The sequence below is a fragment of the Massilia alkalitolerans DSM 17462 genome (assembly GCF_000427785.1).
GTDB lineage: Bacteria > Pseudomonadota > Gammaproteobacteria > Burkholderiales > Burkholderiaceae_D > Telluria > Telluria alkalitolerans.
The window spans coordinates 64,355-82,112 of record NZ_ATYR01000022.1; the positions used below are offsets into that span (position 1 = coordinate 64,355).

Sequence of the window (17,758 nt, forward strand, 5' to 3'; positions counted from 1 at the left end):
GACAGCAGCGTGCGCGCGATCTCGCCCTGTGCCAGCTCGTAGACCGAACCGGGGATCTCCTTGCGGTTCTCGAGCCCGGCCGCGTCGCCGAAGCCGAACAGCACGAACTTGCGCAGGTCCGGGTAGCGCACCGCACTGTACTCGCGGGTACGCTCCCACACATAGTTCTGGTTGTCCTGCAGGATCTTCTGGTAGTACACGGAGCGCATCACCACCTGCCCTGCCAGGCTACCCAACTGCCCGCGCAGCCGGTCCATCAGCCCGTCGGCATAGGTGGGCGGGGTTTCCCCCATCCCGTGCACCGTGATCAGCGCCACGTCGGCCATGGCATCCTCCCCTTCCCGGGCCGCGTGTTTTTGTGATTCCTGCGGCCGTCCATTGATGGAGACAGCGTACCAGTTTTCGCGGCAATGCATGCGTTCGCGCTGCCGCGCCGGCGTGCGCTACCATGAGGCTTTCAGCGACCTCCGATCCCGATGCCAGAACCGCTCTTTTCCCGCTACCGCGAAGCGATCCGCAAGCTCGACCTGGCGCAGGTGGCGGCGCCGGCAGAGATCCCCGACACGTTCCTGCTGGGCCGCGAAGGACGCTACAGCGCCCACTACATTCCCTTCGAATCGATCCACCCGCAGGCGCGCATCGTGGTCGCCGGCATCACGCCCGGTTTCGTGCAGTGGAAGAACGCGATGCGCGAGGCGCAGCGCCAGTTGGCGGCAGGCAGCGACGACACCACGGTGCTGCGCGCGGCGCGGCTGGCGGGCGCCTTCAGCGGCGCGATCCGGCCCAACTTCGTGGCCCTGCTCGATGCGATCGGCGTACAGCGCTGGCTCGGCATCACCGGCTGCGCCACCCTGTTCGGCGAAGATGCCGGGCTGGTGCAGGTGAGCGCGATCCTGCGCCACCCGATTTTTGTGGACGGCAAAAACTACAGCGGCTCGCCCTCGCCGCTGCGCAATGCCTTCCTGCGCGAGCAGGTACTGCGCTGGTTCGCGCAGGAGGCGCGCCAGCTGCCGGACGCGCTGTACATCCCGATGGGCGCCAGCGTCAGCGAGACGCTCGACTGGCTGGTCGCCGAAGGCGTGATCCCCGCCGGACGCGTGCTGCACGGGCTGCCGCATCCGTCGGGCGCGAATGCGGAGCGGGTGGCGTACTTCCTGGGGCGCAAGGAGCGTGCTGCGCTGTCCAGCAAGACCAATGGGGCGCAGATCGATGCGGCGAGAGAAGGACTGCTGGCGCAGATGGAGGCTTTAATCAAAACTCGCTCGTAGGGTGGACGGCTTCGCCGTCCGCGCGTTCAACTCGTGGATGAACACTCGCGCGGCTATTCTTCAGCTGGTTGAACGCGCGGGCGGGAGACCCGCCCACCCTACGCGATAGACAACGCGAACTCCGTGACCCCATCCACACCGCCGCGCAGCTGGTCGCCCGGCTTCAAGGCCGCGACACCCGCCGGCGTACCGGTATAGATCAGGTCCCCGGGCGCCAGCGTGACCAGGCGCGACAGGTGGCCGATCACGTCCGCGATCGGCCAGATCATCTCGTTCAGGTTCCCCTCCTGGCGCAGCGCGCCGTTTACCTCCAGCCAGATGCGCGCATCCTGCGGATGGCCGAGCTTCGCCGCTGGAATGAGCGCGCTGCACGGCGCCGAGGCGTCGAAGCCCTTCGCCATGTCCCAGGGGCGGCCGGCATCCTTGGCCACTGCCTGCAGGTCGCGCCGGGTCAGGTCCAGGCCCACGCCGTAGCCCCACACGAGGGACATGGCATCAGACGGGTCGATATTGCTCCCTCCAGCGCCCAGCGCCACCACCAGCTCGACCTCGTGGTGCAGGTCCTGGGTGGCGGGCGGGTACGGCACGGCGCCGCTGGCGGGCACCACGGCGTCGGCCGGCTTGGTGAAGAAGAAGGGTGGCTCGCGGTTCGGGTCGCTCCCCATCTCGCGCGCATGGGCGCCGTAGTTGCGGCCGACGCAGAACACGCGGCGGATCGGGAAGCGTTGCGCGCTGTCCGCCACGGCCAGCGAGGGCTGGGCCGGGGCGGTGATGACGTAACTGGACATGCGAATCCTTTCATGGACGAGCGTCCATGATAACCGCCCGGCCGACGCTTCGTCAGGGCGCGCTCGCCAGGGACTCCGCCCGCGCCGCACTGGCGCCGACCGATTCCAGGACGCGTCCCAGCGCCGTCATGTCCACCGGCTTGACCAGGTGGTGGGCGAAGCCGGCCTCGATGGCGCGCTCGCGGTCCCCGGCCTGGCCGTAGCCGGTGATCGCTACCAGCACGGTATCGCGCGTTTCCGGCATCGCGCGCAGCTGCTGCGCCAGCTGGTAGCCGTCGATGTCGGGCAGGCCGATGTCGACCAGCATGGCGTCCGGGCGCTCGGCCCGCGCGCGGCGCATGGCCGAGCGCGCGTCGTACTCGACCGCCGTGTGGTAGCCCTGCACGCCCAGCAGCTGCGACAGGCTGTCGGCCGCATCGGCGTTGTCGTCCACCAGGACCAAGCGCAGCGGCCGGTCCAGCCCTGCCCCTTCTTCCTGCAGCCGCCCCGTCGCCGCGCCGGCGTCGGGCGCCGCCTCCACGCAGGGCAGCGCCAGCGTGAAGCGGCTGCCCAGGCCGACGCCGTCGCTGTGCGCCCCGACCTCGCCGCCGTGCAGCTCGACCAGGCGCTTGACCAGGGTCAGGCCCAGCCCGAGCCCGCCCTGCGAACGCGCCAGCGTGCGTGCGCCCTGCGTGAACAGGTCGAACACGCTCGGCAGCAGCTCCGGCGGCATGCCGGAACCGTTGTCGCTGATGTCCAGGCGCATGCGCCCGTCCCTGCTGTCGAGCGCCAGCGCGATGCGTCCGTCCTTCTGGGTGTACTTGGCCGCGTTGTTGAGGATGTTGGTCACGCTCTGCACCAGGCGGGTCTGGTCGCCGCGCACGTACACGGGACCAGGCGGCAAGGCCAGCTGCACTGCATGGCTCTTTTCTTCGAGCAGCGGGCGCGCCTGGTCGAGCGCACCCGAAACGATGTCGCGGAAGTCGACCACGTCCAGCTTTAGCTTGACGAGCCCACGCGTGACGCGCGACACGTCCAGCAGGTCGTCGATCAGGCGGCTCATGTGGCGTACCTGGCGGCTGATGATGGTGCTGGTCTGGCGGATGCGCGGCTCGTCCTTGAACTGCATCGACAGCAGGCTGGCCGAACTGCTGATCGGCGCCAGCGGATTGCGCAGCTCGTGCGCCAGCATCGCCAGGAACTCGTCCTTGGCATGGCTCAGGCGCTCGGCCTGCACGCGCGCCGCGCGCTCGCTCTGCAGCAGCGCGTCGCGTTCCTGCGCCGACTTCTGGGCCACCTCGTACAGGCGCGCATTGTCCATCGCGATGGCGGCCTGGCCGGCCACCCCGGCGACGATGCGTTCGGTGCGCTCGGTGAACACACCCGGTTCCGGATGGCCGAAGAACAGCCCACCCAGCACCTGCCCCGCGCGCGACACCACCGGCACCGCCAGGTAGCTGCGCACCGCCAGGTGGCCGGGGGGCATGCCGCTGCCCGGGCCCAGCTGCGCATAGCGCGGATCGGAGGTGATGTCGTCGCTGCGGATCGCGCCTTCGCCGTCGAAGGTGGGACGGAAGATCTCGGTGGCGCGCGGCTTGCTGAGGCGCTCCATGTCCTCGCGCAGGGCACCGGACAGGGTATACAGCTGCAGCCGCTCTCCGTGCTCGTCTTCGGCGTTATAGAAGAAGGCGCCGAAGCGCGCCCCCGCCAGCTCGGTGCCGGCGTCGGTGATCGCCTGCAGCAGCGTGCCCAGGTCGAGGGTCGAGGCCAGCGCCTGGCCGGTGCGGTTGACCATCTCGAGCACGCGCTTCTCGTCGCGCAGCGATTCCTCGACGCGGGCGCGCCGCACTACCTCGCGGGTATGGCGCGCCACGTCCTCGGCCAGCGCGGCTTCCTGGTCGCTCCAGTGGCGCACGCGCTGCTCGTGCAAATAGAAGATGGCCGCCAGGCGTCCCTCCTCGATCAGCGGCACGATGATCATCGAGCGCGCGTCGATGCTGGCATAGCCGGCCGCATACGGGGCCGCGTGTTCGTCCAGGGCGATATCGTCCAGGCGCAGGGTGCGCCCGCGGCGCAGCTGGTCGATGATGGCCGGCCCGAAGCTGTCGAGTTCGCGCGATTCTCCCGCCAGGCTGGCGATGCCGCCGTCTGTCCAGTCGCGGTCCACGCTCACCAGGCGGCCGGACACGTCGACCTCGCCGTAGCCGACCCGCGCCACGCCGAGGTATTCGCCGGTCAGCCGGCTCGCGGCCTGCATCACGTGCACCGCGTCGACCAGGCCGCGCAGCGTGTCGCTCAGCTTCAGGTGGAAGGCATGGCGCTGCTCGGCGAGCACGCGCGAGGTGCAGTCGGACAGCACGAAATACACGCCGATGATCTCGCCTTCGTGGCGTACCGGCGTGATCGAGGACGAGAAGTAGCGCCGCTCCAGCTTGCCGTTGCGGTAGAACTCCAGCAGCGCATTCTCGAACTGCGCCGGCTGGCCCGACAGGGCTTCCATGACGTAGGGCTGCAGGCGCGGCCAGAGCTCCGGACGCACCAGCGTGAGCGGCTGGCCCATGGCGCCGGGATGCTTGTCGCCCAACAGGGAGGCATAGGCATCGTTGTAGAACAGCCTGAGTTCCGGCCCCCAGGCGATCGCCATCGGAAACTGCGAGGCGACGATCAGGTCGGCGATGGCCTGCATGCCTTCGGGCCAGTTGTCGGGTTTTACAGAAGGGAAAATGGGCCGCGGACATTCGATGGCCTGGCCGGGCAGCATCGCGCCGCCTTCCGGCCGGGCCGCGTCAGGCAGGAGGGAGAGACTGCTTTCGTTACTCATCAGGATAGCCCCGGTTCGATTCCACGCGGCGCCCGGTCGCAGGAGTGGGAAACCTGTCGCCGTGGTGTGTTGTATCGCCGCCAACTTTTTGTAATCGGACGATTATAACGAGCTATCCGGATGAGCCGCGCGCGATAGCGCCGGGCTAGCTGAAACGCGACTGGTACTCGCTGGGCAGGACACCCAGCTGGGTGGAAAAGGCGCGGCGCAGGTTGTATTCCGTGCCATAGCCGCTGTCGCGCGCCGCCCGCTTGACCGTCATGCCTGGCCGTTCCAGCAGCCGGCAGGCCGCCTCCAGGCGCAGGCGCGCCAGCAGCTGGGCGGGCGTGATGCCGGCTTCCTGGCGCAGCCGCCGGTGCAGGGTACGCACCGACAACGCGCAGGCCGCGGCCATGCCCCCGACCTCGATGTCCTGCTGGAGGCGCGGACGCAGCCAGGCAGTGAGCTCGGCGCAGGTACCCTCCTCCTGCGCCGGGGGCGGCATGCCGGAACCGAACTGGCGCTGGCCGCCGGGGCGTTTCAGGAACATCACCACCAGCCGCGCCACCGCCAGCGCCGCGGCGCGGCCCAGGTCTTGCTCGACCAGGTCGAGCGCCAGGTCCATGCCCGCGCTGATGCCGGCGGAGGTGTGGAACTTGCCGTCCCTGACGGTGAAGGCGTCGTCCTGGACCTGCACATCCGGATGCTGGATCCGCAGGTCGGGCACCTCCTGCCAATGGGTGGCGGCGTGGCGGCCGGCCAGCAGGCCCGCGCGGGCCAGCACGAAGGCGCCGGTGCAGACGCCGCAGGTACGCGCCGTCGCGCGGTCGGCCTGCCCGACCCAGTCGAGCAGGGCGCTGCCCTCGGCCGGCAGGTCGGCGAGCTTGCCGCCTGAGACGATCAGGGTGCCGCCGGCCGGCAGCGCGGACGGCAGCGGTTCGGCCAGGACCGCGACGCCGGACGACGACGTCACCTGCCCGCCGCCGTCGGCGACCAGGTGCAGCCGGTAAGGCGGCGCGCGTCCGGCATCCCGGGCTTCGTCGTTGGCGGTGGAAAGAATTTGGATCGGACCGGTCGCGTCCAGCAGCATGAAGTTCGGGAACACCAGCAGCCAGATGTCGATGCCGGAAGCGCCGGCGCCAGAGGCGGTATGCAGGTCGGGTGGAATGCTCATCGTGGCAGATATTCCACGATGATTGGCATGAATGTCAACGTCGCGGCCCTTACAATGCGGGCCGTTTCCACTCATGCAGGAGAAAGCACGATGCGCATATCGATTCCCTTCGTTCTCATGGCAGGCCTGTGCGCCGGCACGGTCCGGGCCGATGCGATCGACGATGCGATTGGGCGCATGATGCGGAGCCGCCAGGTGCCGGGCCTGGCGCTCGTGGTGGTCAAGGACGGGAAGATCGTCCGTGCACAGGGCTATGGCGTGGCCAACGTGGAGCACGGCGTGCCGGTCACGCCCGACACCGTGTTCCAGTCCGCCTCGACGGGCAAGACCTTCACGGCCGCCCTGATCCTGCTGCTGGAGAAGGACGGCAAGCTGACACTCGACGACCCGATCTCGCGCCACCTCGACAACACGCCGCCGGCATGGGCGGGCATCACGATCCGCCACCTGCTCACGCATACCTCGGGCCTGGACGACCCGTACACGCAGATCGACCTGCGCAAGGACTACACGGACGAGGAACTGATCGCGCTCGAGGCCTCGATGCCGCTGCTATCCGTCCCCGGCGAGCGCTTCGCCTACAGCAATGCCGGCTACCACCTGCTCGGCTTCATCGCCAAGCGGGCCGGCGGCAGGTTCTTCGGCGACCAGCTGGAGGAGCGCATCTTCGCCCCGCTCGGCATGACAAGCGCAGGGGTGATCAGCGAATCCGACATCGTGCCGGGGCGCGCCGCGGGCTACGAGCGCATCGACGGCAGGCTGCAGAACCAGCGCTGGGTGGCGCCCAGCCTGAACCGGACCGCGGACGGCACCATCGCGCTGAGCGCGCGCGACCTGGCGCGCTGGAGCATGGCACTCGACGGCGACGCCATCCTGGACGCCCGCGCCAAGCAGGCCAGCTGGACGCCGGCGCGCCTGAACGACGGCAGCAGCGGTCCGTACGGCCTGGGCTGGTACGTGGGCAGTCAGAACGGCCATCGCGTGGTCCAGCATGGCGGCGCCTGGCAAGGCTTCAAGGCCGCCCTCCAACGCTATCCCGACGAGCGCCTGACCGTAGTCGTGCTGGCCAATTCGGCGGCGGCGCGCCAGGGCAGGATCGCCGACCTGGTCGCCGCCCACTACGTGCCGGCACTGGCGACGCCCCGTCCGCCGGCCATCGCCGACCTCGACCCGGCCGGCACCGCCCTCGCCCGCAAGGCGATGGAGGAGCTGCTTGCCGGCCGCATCCCCGACGGCCTGTCGGCCAGCGAACGCGGCCGCTTCAACCAGCGCTGGGTCACGCAGATCGCCGCCGAGTTCCGCGATTTCGGCCCGCTGCGCTCGGTCGAGGTGCTGGCCCGCGACCGCGAAGCGAACGGCAAGCAGGCGCGCTACCGCTTCCTGTTCGAGAACGAGACCGCCTTGGTGGCGGTGCACCAGGACCGTGAGGGCCTGATCGAGCGCCTGGGGATTTCGCTGGAGTGATCAGCCCTGACGGTCAGTCGAAAAACGGAAGCGCGACTCGGTCTGGTACACCTCGCCCGGACGCAGGATCACGTTCGGGAAATGCGGCTGGTTGGGCGAATCCGGGAAGTGCTGCGGCTCCAGGCACAAGCCGCTGCGGTGGGCATAGGCCTGCCCCTTGCCGGTAAGCGAGCCGTCCAGGAAGTTCCCGCTGTAGAACTGCACGCCCGGCTCTTCGGTGAACAGCTCCAGCACCCGGCCGGAGTTCGGCTCGAGCACGCGGGCCGCGCGCGTCATGCCCCTGCCGTTCGGCTTGTCGAGCGCGAAGCAGTGGTCGTAGCCCTGGCCGTTGCGCAGCTGGACGTCATCCTCGTCGATGCGCGAACCGATCGGACGCGGCGTGCGGAAATCGAAGGGTGTGCCCTCCACCGGCGCCAGCGCCCCGGTCGGGATCGATTCCTCGTCGATGGCGACAAACGCATCGGCATCGATGGAGAGGACGTGGTCGAGGATGTCGCCGCCACTGGCCAGGTTGAAGTAGCTGTGCTGGGTCAGGTTGACCGGCGTGGGCGCGTCGGTCACGGCATGGAAGCGCACCACCAATTCGTTGGTATCGAGGAGTTCATACACCACGGTGACGTCCAGCGTGCCCGGGTAGCCCTGCTCGCCGTCGCGGCTGGTGTAGGCCAGGCGCAGGCTGTCGCCTTCCACCGTGGCGGTCCACTTCACCCTGTCGAAGCCGGGGACGCCGCCATGCAGGTGGTTGTTGCCGTTGTTGGTCGGCAGCGCATATTCGCGGCCGTCGAGCGTGAACCGGCCCTTGGCGATGCGGTTGCCGTAGCGCCCGATCAGGGCCCCGAAATACGGGCTGTCGGATCCGTAGGGTGCGAGCGTGTCGAAGCCCAGCACGACATCGGCCAGCCTGCCGTCCCGGTCCGGGGCGTGCAGCTCGGTGATGATGCCGCCGAAGTCGATGATCCTGGCCACCATGCCGCCGGCATTGGTGAGCGTGAACTGGGTGATGGCCTCGCCGTCCGGCAGTGTGCCGAAGGGGATTTGTGTGATACCGGTGCGCACGTTGTTCTTGTCCTTGGATGTGGGTCGATGAACCGATCCTAACATGGTGTGCAGACAGTCCTGCGCAACGTAGCCCGCCCCTCCGGCATGGCAGTTTCGTTACCTAAATACAACAGCACCCTAAGTAGAACCACTTAGTTTGCGTTGGATCGTGCAGCTTTTTGGCGACGCGCACATGCTTTCCAAAAACCGAATAAGCAAAGAGCTAACGAATCGTGGCATCATTTCGAGTGCACTGGTAATGTAAGCTTTTTGCAACTGTACGTTTCTGTCAATATTTAAATCGACAACAAGAACGGCGTTCGGAAACACCATTCATCCACACTGGAGATATCAATGAAAAAGAAGAGTCTGGCCATCGCCATGCTGTCCCTCCTGCCGTTGGCAGCCGCCCAAGCGCAAACCAGCGTCCAGATCTACGGCATCGCCGATGCCTCGGTCGGCATCGAAGACACCGACGCACCGGGTGAAGACAGCCGCACCGTGATCGGCTCGGGCACCCAGTCCACCAGCCGCATCGGCTTCCGTGGCACCGAGGACCTGGGCAATGGCCTGAAGGCGCTCTTCAACATCGAAGCCGGCGTCGCCCTCGACAGCGGCGCCCAGGATGCCGCCGGCACCTTCCAGCGCCGCGCCGTCGTCGGCCTGCAGGGCTCCTTCGGTACCGTGACCATCGGCCGCGAATACGGCCCGATCGCCGCGGTGGCCCAGTCGGCCGACCCGCTCGGCCACGGCTTCTACGGCTCGACCCTGACCAGCTTCGGCAACGGCCGCCTGACCCGCCGCCTGTCGAACTCGGTGAACTACAAGAGCAACGACCTGAGCGGCCTGACCTTCCTGGCTGCCTACAGCGCCGGCGAACGCCAGACCGACGACCCGTCGGGCAACCTGGTCGGCGCCGCCGTCGAATACAAGAACGGCCCGCTGTACCTGGGCGCGGGCTACCAGCAGACCGAGCGCCTGGCCACCGGCGACGACAAGGAATACGCGCTGGGCGCCGGCTACAACTTCGGCGCCTTCGACCTGCGCGCGGCCTACCTGGAAGCCGATCCGACCGGCGCGAACAACGAGTACAAGTTCATCACCCTGGGCGGCGTGTTCACCTCGGGCCCGAACAAGTTCTACCTGTCGGGCCACCAGCAGAAGCTGGAAACCGGCGCCAAGGGCAATGGCTTCTCGGTCGCCTACAGCTACACCCTGTCCAAGCGCACCAACCTGTACAGCTCGTACGGCCGCGTGCGTAACAACGGCCGCGCAGCCTTCGGCCTGGCTTCGGCAGGCGGAACCTTCGCGCCACCGGCCACCGCGCTCGGCGCCGATCCGTCGGTGTTCAACGTGGGTGTGCGTCACTCGTTCTAACGAGCGTCCCCAAGCAAAAACGGCAAGCCCATGCGGCTTGCCGTTTTTTTTTGCCCCAGCCGTTTTTACGCCGCGAGCGCCTTCAACGCACGCTGCGGTGCGCGCACGGGTTCCGGCGCCGCCTGTTCGCCGGCCCCGATGCGGAAGGCCGCCATCGCCGCGTTCAGCTTGGCCGCCTGCTCCTTCATCGCCTCGGCCGCGGCGGCCGCTTCTTCCACCAGCGCGGCATTCTGCTGCGTCACGTGGTCCATCTCCACCACGGCCCCGTTGATCTGCTCGATGCCGGCGGTCTGCTCCTGGCTGGCCGAGCTGATCTCGCCCATGATGTCGGTCACGCGGCGCACGCTGTCGACGATCTCCTGCATCGTGGCGCCGGCTTCGGCCACCAGCTTGCTGCCGTCCGCGACCTTGTCGGTCGAGTCGTTGATCAGGGCCTTGATTTCCTTGGCCGCTGCCGCCGAGCGCTGGGCCAGGTTGCGCACTTCGGTCGCCACCACCGCGAAGCCGCGGCCCTGCTCGCCCGCACGCGCCGCCTCGACGGCGGCGTTCAGGGCCAGGATGTTGGTCTGGAAGGCGATGCCGTCGATGACGCCGATGATGTCGCTGATCTTGCCGGCCGAGGCATCGATGTCGGACATGGTGCCCACCACCTGGCCGATCACGGCGCCGCCGCGCAGCGCCACTTGCGAGGCCGCTTCCGCCAGCACATTGGCCTGGCGCGCATTGTCGGCGTTCTGCTTGACGGTCGAGGTCAGTTCTTCCATCGAGGACGCGGTTTCTTCCAGCGAGGACGCCTGCTGTTCGGTACGGCTCGAGAGGTCCTGGCTGCCGGCCGCGACTTCCGAGGCGGCCACGGTGATGGCATCGGTGCCGCTGCGCACGGTGCTGACGGTGCGGGCCAGGTTCTCGTTCATGGCCTTCAGCGCCTGCAGCAGCTGACCGGCTTCGTCACGGGTCGTCACCTCGATGCGGCTGGTCAGGTCGCCGGCGGCGACCGTGTTCGCCACTTCCAGCGCGCGCTGCACCGGGCGGGTGATCGAACGGGTGATCCACCATGCCACGCCTGCCGCCAGGGCCAGGGCAAGCGCGCCCAGCGCCCACATGGTGCGGACGGTGTTGTCGTAGGTACGCTGGGCTTCGCCGGCCTTGTCCAGGGCGATCGATTTCTGCACGGCCGCCTGCTCGTTGATGTCCTTCTTCAGCTCCGCCATCCTGGGACGCAGTTCCTCGGTCAGGTATTGACGCGCTTCCTCGGCCAGTCCGTCGTTGACGAGCTTGATCAGCTGCTCCTGGCCCTGCACGTAGCGGCCGGCCTGCTGCTTCATCCGCTCCAGCAGCGCGCGCGCCTGCGGATTCTCCAGGATCTTGTCCAGCTCTGCCAGGTCGTGGTCGATCGCCTTGCGCGCCGCGGCGATCGCCTCGAGCTGCTTGGTACGGTCGCTGCGCTCTTCGTTGAGCATCATGTTGCGCAGTGCGATGGCGATCGCGTCGACCTGGCCGAGCAGGTGGCCGGCCGCCTCGACCTTCGGCATGCGGTTGTTGACGATGTCATCGGTGCCGGCATTGATGCGGCCCAGCATGGTCGTGCTCATCACGATCATGCACACGAGCAGGACGCAGAGCAGGCCGAAGCCGAAGCCGAGGCGCGTGCCGATTTTCAGGTTGGCGAGGTTCATGGTGATTTTCCTTATGGCCGGGCGTCCTGCCCGGTGGGTGATATCCGCTCAGGCGGCTTTCTGTACGTTGGTGATCAGGCCGAGCTGCTCGGAGCTCATCAGCTTGTCGATGTCGAGCACGATCAGCATGCGCTCGCCGACCGTGCCCAGGCCGAGGATGGTGTCGCCGTCGGTGGTAGCGCCCATGTCGGGCGCCGGACGCATCTGTTCGTCCGTCAGGGTGACCACGTCCGAGACGCTGTCGACCACCATGCCGATCACGTGGTTCTTGATGTTCAGGACGATGACGACGGTGAACTGGTCGTAGCTCGGCTCGCCCAGGTTGAACAGGATGCGCATGTCGACGATCGGCACGATCGAGCCGCGCAGGTTCATGATCCCCTTGATGCAGGCCGGTGCGTTCGGCAGCATCGTGGGCTCTTCGTAGCCGCGGATTTCCTGCACTTTCAGGATGCTGATCGCGTACTCTTCCTTCGCCAGGCGGAAGGACAGCACTTCGTTGTCTTGGTTGGTCTTGTAGGTATCCATCGTTGTCGCTTTCTGGTTTCTTGCGCGGGATCATATTGCCTGAGCGCAAGATACATTACGTCCAATCCGGTGCGGATTCGATGGCGAAACGGCAAAACAGGGCGATTTATTTGCCAAAACGGTGCACGGTATGGCGCCATTGCAACGCCTTTGTCCCGCTTACCGCTGAGTTCTTATTGTTCAGAAAACATATCGCACGACCGTTCGTCCCCTTCCATGGTCTGGCACGCATCCTGCATTGACCAAGGGTGTCAACACCATGAGAGGCAGGCATGATCATCCGCAGACTCGATGCGCGCGCCATTGGAAAGGTGCGCACCCAGCTCGCCACCTTGTTGCTGGACGCTGTGGCCGACGGCCATACGCTCGGCTATCTGGCGGGTCTCGACGACGTGCAGCTCGACGCGTACTGGTGCGGCGTGGAGCGCGAAGTGGCGCGCGGCACGCGCGTGCTGCTGGCCGCCGAGCGCACCGGGGTGCTGGTCGGCAGCGTGCAGCTCGACCTGTGCCAGAAGCCGAACGGCAGCAACCGCGCCGAACTGCAGAAGATGCTGGTGCATTGCACGATGCGGCGGCGTGGCATCGGCACCGCCCTGCTGGAAGCGGCCGAGATCGAGGCGCTGTCGCTGCGCCGCGGCCTGCTGTTCCTCGAGACCGAAGCCGGCACCACGGCGGAGCAGTTGGTCGGCAAGGCCGGCTACGTCCGCGTGGGCGAACTGCCCGAGTACTGCTCGACCCCGAACGGGCACTGGCGCGCCGCGGCGATCTGGTACAAGACCCTGTTCTCGCGCGTGCGCACATGCTGATCCTGAATACCCGCATCGACGCGGCCGCGCGAGTGCACGGCACCCTGGCGCTGCCCTGGGACCGGCGCGAGCGCTGCCGCATGCGCGCCACCCTGGCTTGCGGCGAAGAGGTCGCGCTGTTCCTGCAGCGCGGCGCCCCGCTGCGCCATGGCGACCTGCTGCGCGGCGACGACGGCCGCGTGGTGCGCGTGGCGGCTGCGCCGGAACCGACCTATGCGCTGCGCTGCCGCGATCCGCTGGTGCTGGCGCGCTGCGCCTACCAGCTCGGCAAGCGCCACGCCCGGCTGCAGGTATGCGCCTGGGGCCTGCGCATGCGCGCCGACCCGGTGCTGCGCGACCTGGTGCTGGGGCTGGGCGCCGCGGTGGAGGAAGAACTGGCCTCGTTCGAACCGGAAGCGGACGCCGGCACGGGCACGCTCGCAGGCACCGGCAATCGGCCGGCAGCGCTGCCGCGGAAACACCATCGCCCGGTCGAGGTGGACGGCGCCTGAACGCCCTTGGGCACACACTAAGTCGGTGCTCATGCGAAATGTCACGTAGAATCAGGCATTATCAAGTGTCCAGAATACAACGTGACCGGCACCAGCTCCTCGATCGTCCGCAGGCCCCTGCGCGCCTACCTGCTCTGGCTGGTGCTGGCTACCCTGCTGCCCAGCGTCATCGGAGCGTCGATCCTGTTCGTCCACCAGTACCAGAAGGCACGCGCCCAGATCGAGAAGAACACGCTGCAGACGGTGCGCGCGCTGGTGCACAGCACCGACAACAAGCTGCGCGAGGCGCGCTCGATCGCCCAGACCCTGTCCACCATCGACGCCCTCGCGGCCGAGGACTTCGCCCGCACCCATTACCAGGCGCGCGAAGCGCTGGCGCTGGCCGGTGGACGCATGAACGCGGTGCTGCGCGACCGCAGCGGCCAGCAGCTGATCAACACCGCGGTCGACTACGGCACCCCGCTGCCGCGCCATCCCACTCCGTCCATCGAGCAGGTCTTCGTCACCGGCCGGCCGGCGGTGTCGGACGTGTTTCAGGGCCAGCTGCGCAAGGGCGCGCTGGCCAGCGTCGACGTGCCGGTGCGCGTGCGCGGGCAGGTGCGCTACGTGCTGAGCATCGGCATGGGCCCGGAAGAGTTCGACGGCCTGCTGGGCCCGACCTCGGTGCCGGAAGGCGCCGTCGCCTCGCTGTTCGACCGCAAGGGGATCATCTTCAACCGCAACATCAACCGCGACAAGTCGATCGGCCAGCCGGTCAACCCGCTGTTGCGCGACGCGGCCAGCCGCCAGCAGGAAGGCACCATCGCCTCGCGTTCGCGCGAAGGCAAGCCGCTCCTGACCAGCTACGCGCGCTCGCCCCTGAGCGGCTGGGGCGTGGCGATCGGCATCCCGCGTGAATCCCTGCGCACGGAGTTGATGGACCAGCTTGCCCTGATGGCGGGCGTCGCCGCGGCGCTGTTCGCGATCGGCCTGTGCCTGGCCTGGCTGATCGGCGGCCGCCTGGCGCGCTCGGTGCAGGCGCTTACGGGCCGGGCGCAGGCGCTCGGCGTGGGCGACACGCTGCCGCCGCTCGAAGACGTGCACGTGCGCGAGGCCGCGGAAGTGGCGGCGGCCATGGCCGATGCCGCCGCGCTGCTGTCGGAGCGCTCGCGCCAGCTGGCCGGCAAGGAATCGGCGCTGCGCGAGACCCACATGCTGGCGCGTTTCGGCACCTGGCAGTGGAAGCAGGGCAGCGAAGAAATCGAGGTCTCCGATTCGGTCCCCTACATCTTCGGGCGCCCGATGCCGCCCTTCCCGCAGCAGCGCGGCACCGTGCTGAGCGAAGAGTCGTGGCTGCAGGTGCAGCGCCTCACGGGCGAACTGGTGCGCCAGGGCGGCAGCGGCAAACTGCAGCTGCACGCCTTCCATGCCGACGGGCACCGCATCTGGCTCGACTACCGCTGCGAGAGCGTGCATGGCCCCGACGGGCGGGTGGTGGCGCTGCGCGGCAGCATGCAGGACATCACCGAGCGCGTGCGCGCCGAGGAAGCCCTGCGCCAGGCCGACCAGCGCAAGAACGAATTCCTGGCGATGCTGGCGCACGAGTTGCGCAACCCGCTGGCGCCGATCTCCTCGGGCGCCCAGCTGCTCGGCCAGGATAGCCTCGAGCCGGCGCGCGTCAAGCAGATCAGCGCCATCATCGCGCGCCAGGCGCGCCACATGGCCGGCCTGGTGGACGACCTGCTGGACGTCTCGCGCGTCACCCGCGGCCTGGTGGTCCTGACCAAGGAGCGCATCGACATCAATGCGGTCGTGCAGGACGCCGCCGAACAGGTGCAGGCCCTGGTGCATGGCAAGGAGCACCGGCTGGAAGTGCAGCTGCTGCCCCAGCCCTGCTTCGTGCTGGGCGACCGCAAGCGCCTGGTGCAGGTGGTGGGCAACCTGCTGCACAACGCGGCCAAGTTCACCGATCGCGGCGGCCGCATTGCGGTGGCGGTGAGCAGCGCCGGCGCTCAGGGCGCCGAGAATGTGCTGGTGGAGGTGCGCGACAACGGCATCGGCATGCTGCCCACGGAACAGGAACGCGCCTTCGACATGTTCGTGCAGGGCGAGCGCACGCCCGACCGTTCGCTCGGCGGCCTGGGGATAGGCCTGGCGCTGGTGCGCAGCCTGGTCGAGCTGCACGGCGGCAGCGTCCATGTGAGTAGCGCCGGCCATGGCATGGGAAGCAGCTTCACGGTGCACCTGCCGCGCTGCCAGGAACGCGCCGGCGAAGCGGACGGCGACGCCGGCGCGGCGGCGCCAGGGGCGTCCTTGCGGGTGCTGGTGGTGGACGACAACGTCGACGCGGCCCAGATACTGTCGATGTACGTGGGCGCGCAGGGCCACGAGGTGCGGGTGGAACACGACTCGCTCGAGGCGCTGGCGCAGGCCGCCGGCTTCGCGCCCGAGCTCTGCCTGCTCGACATCGGGCTGCCGGAGATGGACGGCTACGAACTGGCGCGCCGCCTGCGCCGGCACCCGGCCACCGCCGGTGCCACCCTGGTGGCGGTGACCGGCTACGGCCAGGACCAGGACCGGCGCAACAGCGCCGCGGCCGGCTTCGACCACCACCTGGTGAAACCGGTGGACATGGCGGCGCTCGAGAAGATCCTCGCCGGCGCCGCGGCCGAGTCTTCTAGCGTTTGACGCTGCCGAAGGGATCGCCCTTTTTCCAGGACGGCATGGTGGGCGCGTTGGCCACCGCATAGCCCAGGTTGAGGGTGAACTGGGCCTGCTGCACCATGCCCGACAGGTCCCAGTCGGGGCGGTACTCGTCGCTCACCTGGTGGTAGTCCTTCTTGAAGCCCACCATCTTCTCGCTCGAGGCGGCGTGGTCGTGGGCGAACTCGAAGTGGCCGTCGCCCGAGAACACGGCCGAGCCAACGTTAAAGGCCGGCACGCCAGCCTTGGCGAAATTGAAGTGGTCCGCGCGGAAGTAGGAACCCGACAGGTCGGGGATGGTCGGGGCCAGCTTCAGTCCCATTCCCTTCGCCACCTGGGCGGCAGTGTCGTACAGGGTGCTGCGCTCGGCGCCCGGCACGCCGATGTCTTTCGTCCTGCCGACAAAATTCAGGCTGTCGAGATTCAGGTCGGCGGCGGTCCGGGCCAGCGGCACCGCCGGGTTCTTCACGTAGGCGGCGCTGCCCAGCAGCCCCTGCTCCTCGGCCGCCGGCCACAGGAACACCTGGGTGCGGCGCGCCGGCTTCTTCACCGCCTCGGCGGCCATCGCCAGCAGCGCGGCGGTGCCGGAGGCGTTGTCGATGGCGCCGTTGTAGATGCGATCCGTTTTTCCGGGCTGGGGCTTCTCGTCCATGCCCATGTGGTCCCAGTGCGAGGAGTACACCACCGCCTGTTCCTTCAGCTTGGGGTCGGTGCCGGGCACGATGCCGGCGACGTTGTACTGCTCGACCATGCGGATGGCGGACTTGATCTCGACGTGGGCGGCGATCTTCAGGTCCACCGGACGGAAGTCGCGCCGCTCGGCCTGGGCGCGCAGCGCGTCGAGGTCGAAGCCGCCGGCTGCGAACAGCTCGCGCGCGGTGTCTTCGTGCAGCCAGCCTTCGACCGGGTTGCCGGGCCCCGCCAGGTGGAAGCGCTCGTGCGAGAAGCCGTTGGCCGGCACGCTCCACGGGTAGGACGAGGACGGCAGCGTGTGGATCAGCAGCACCCCGGCCGCGCCCTTGCGCACCGCTTCCTCGAACTTGTACAGCCAGCGCCCGTACCACGTGTAGGCCTTGCCGGCGAAGCGCTTCGGTTCTTCCACGGTGGGCTGCGGGTCGTTGACCATCATGACCAGGATCTTGCCCTTGACGTCGAGGTCCTTGTAGTCGTCCCACTTCTCCTCGGGGGCCGATACGCCGTAGCCGACGAACAGCAGCGGCGCGTCAAAAGACAGCTGGGTGCGCCCGCTGGCGGTGCCGAACACGATGCCCTTGCCGATCTCCGGCGCGATGCGCTTGCCGCCCGCCTGGAAGCTGACCGCGCTGCCCGGCAGCAGCCTGGTGCCTTCGATCTCGACCTTCTGGCGGTAGCCCTCGCCCTTGGGAAAAGCCGGCTTCAGGCCGATGATCGCGGCCTGGGTCTCGAGGTAGCGCACCGCCAGGTCGCCGCCGCGCTGGCCGGTGCCGCGGCCTTCGAACAGGTCGTCCGCGAGGAAGGCCAGGTGGCCGCGCAGGACCGGTTCGGAGACGGTCGGGGCCTGCTGGGCGAAGGCATGGGTGGACAGGCCCAGTGCGGTGGCGAGGGCAAGGCGGGAAAGTCGCATCGAAGAATCCAGTCTGGAATGCCGGCTCGGCAAAAGCGCCATCTTAACCCGGCATACATATCCTGCGCAGCTTCCTTGCGGCGC

The 17,758-nt window shown here is 68.3% G+C and carries 13 protein-coding genes; 6 read left to right on the top strand and 7 right to left on the bottom strand.

Features of this window, described 5'->3' with window-relative positions; translation table 11 throughout:
* The first annotated feature begins 476 nt into the window (after window positions 1-476).
* On the top strand, window positions 477-1,268 hold the full coding sequence (locus YWC_RS0119280; RefSeq protein ID WP_027866855.1) for a hypothetical protein: 792 nt from the start codon (window positions 477-479) through the stop codon (window positions 1,266-1,268).
* Between the two features lie 98 nt (window positions 1,269-1,366).
* Here the strand turns inward: YWC_RS0119280 and YWC_RS0119285 are convergent, their stop codons facing one another.
* The 3 genes from YWC_RS0119285 to YWC_RS0119295 all read right to left on the bottom strand — a co-directional run bounded on the left by YWC_RS0119285 (window position 1,367) and on the right by YWC_RS0119295 (window position 6,009).
* Complete coding sequence (locus tag YWC_RS0119285; protein ID WP_027866856.1) at window positions 1,367-2,056, bottom strand: fumarylacetoacetate hydrolase family protein; 690 nt, start codon at window positions 2,054-2,056, stop codon at window positions 1,367-1,369.
* 52 nt (window positions 2,057-2,108) lie between these two features.
* Window positions 2,109-4,856: a GAF domain-containing protein gene (locus tag YWC_RS0119290; RefSeq protein WP_027866857.1), complete on the bottom strand. Its 2,748-nt coding sequence runs from the start codon at window positions 4,854-4,856 to the stop codon at window positions 2,109-2,111.
* A 145-nt stretch (window positions 4,857-5,001) separates the two neighbouring features.
* A complete protein-coding gene (locus tag YWC_RS0119295; RefSeq protein ID WP_027866858.1) occupies window positions 5,002-6,009 on the bottom strand; it encodes a GlxA family transcriptional regulator in 1,008 nt (335 codons plus the stop codon).
* 90 nt (window positions 6,010-6,099) lie between these two features.
* On the opposite strand from YWC_RS0119295, the gene YWC_RS0119300 reads away from it, so the two are divergent.
* The gene (locus tag YWC_RS0119300) at window positions 6,100-7,473 is read left to right on the top strand and encodes a serine hydrolase domain-containing protein (RefSeq protein ID WP_027866859.1); all 1,374 of its coding nucleotides are present in this window, start codon (window positions 6,100-6,102) and stop codon (window positions 7,471-7,473) included.
* Here YWC_RS0119300 and YWC_RS0119305 read toward each other — a convergent pair whose 3' ends face one another.
* Window positions 7,474-8,529: an aldose epimerase family protein gene (locus YWC_RS0119305; RefSeq protein WP_036215052.1), complete on the bottom strand. Its 1,056-nt coding sequence runs from the start codon at window positions 8,527-8,529 to the stop codon at window positions 7,474-7,476. It abuts the gene before it with no gap.
* 336 nt (window positions 8,530-8,865) lie between these two features.
* Between YWC_RS0119305 and YWC_RS0119310 the strand changes: the two genes are divergently transcribed.
* Window positions 8,866-9,888: a porin gene (locus YWC_RS0119310; RefSeq protein ID WP_027866861.1), complete on the top strand. Its 1,023-nt coding sequence runs from the start codon at window positions 8,866-8,868 to the stop codon at window positions 9,886-9,888.
* Between the two features lie 65 nt (window positions 9,889-9,953).
* On the opposite strand, the gene YWC_RS30055 is transcribed toward YWC_RS0119310, so the two are convergent.
* Together YWC_RS30055 and YWC_RS0119320 are read right to left on the bottom strand one after the other, a co-directional pair.
* Window positions 9,954-11,564 (bottom strand): methyl-accepting chemotaxis protein, encoded by a 1,611-nt coding sequence (locus YWC_RS30055; RefSeq protein WP_036215055.1) that lies wholly within the window; start codon window positions 11,562-11,564, stop codon window positions 9,954-9,956.
* A gap of 48 nt (window positions 11,565-11,612) precedes the next feature.
* Window positions 11,613-12,092, bottom strand: a complete 480-nt coding sequence (locus YWC_RS0119320; RefSeq protein WP_027866862.1) for a chemotaxis protein CheW — start codon at window positions 12,090-12,092, stop codon at window positions 11,613-11,615.
* Between the two features lie 272 nt (window positions 12,093-12,364).
* On the opposite strand from YWC_RS0119320, the gene YWC_RS0119325 reads away from it, so the two are divergent.
* From YWC_RS0119325 to YWC_RS0119335, 3 genes are all read left to right on the top strand, one after another.
* Window positions 12,365-12,898 (top strand): GNAT family N-acetyltransferase, encoded by a 534-nt coding sequence (locus YWC_RS0119325; RefSeq protein ID WP_027866863.1) that lies wholly within the window; start codon window positions 12,365-12,367, stop codon window positions 12,896-12,898.
* Window positions 12,892-13,389, top strand: coding sequence for an urease accessory protein UreE (locus YWC_RS0119330; protein ID WP_027866864.1), 498 nt, complete (start codon window positions 12,892-12,894; stop codon window positions 13,387-13,389). Before YWC_RS0119325 ends, YWC_RS0119330 begins: the two co-directional genes overlap by 7 nt.
* An 81-nt stretch (window positions 13,390-13,470) precedes the next feature.
* Entirely contained in the window at window positions 13,471-16,056 is a 2,586-nt protein-coding gene (locus tag YWC_RS0119335; RefSeq protein WP_229413143.1) for a hybrid sensor histidine kinase/response regulator, read from the top strand.
* On the opposite strand, the gene YWC_RS0119340 is transcribed toward YWC_RS0119335, so the two are convergent.
* On the bottom strand, window positions 16,046-17,674 hold the full coding sequence (locus YWC_RS0119340) for a M28 family peptidase (RefSeq protein WP_027866866.1): 1,629 nt from the start codon (window positions 17,672-17,674) through the stop codon (window positions 16,046-16,048). The genes YWC_RS0119335 and YWC_RS0119340 overlap by 11 nt on opposite strands.
* Between the last annotated feature and the right edge of the window lie 84 nt (window positions 17,675-17,758).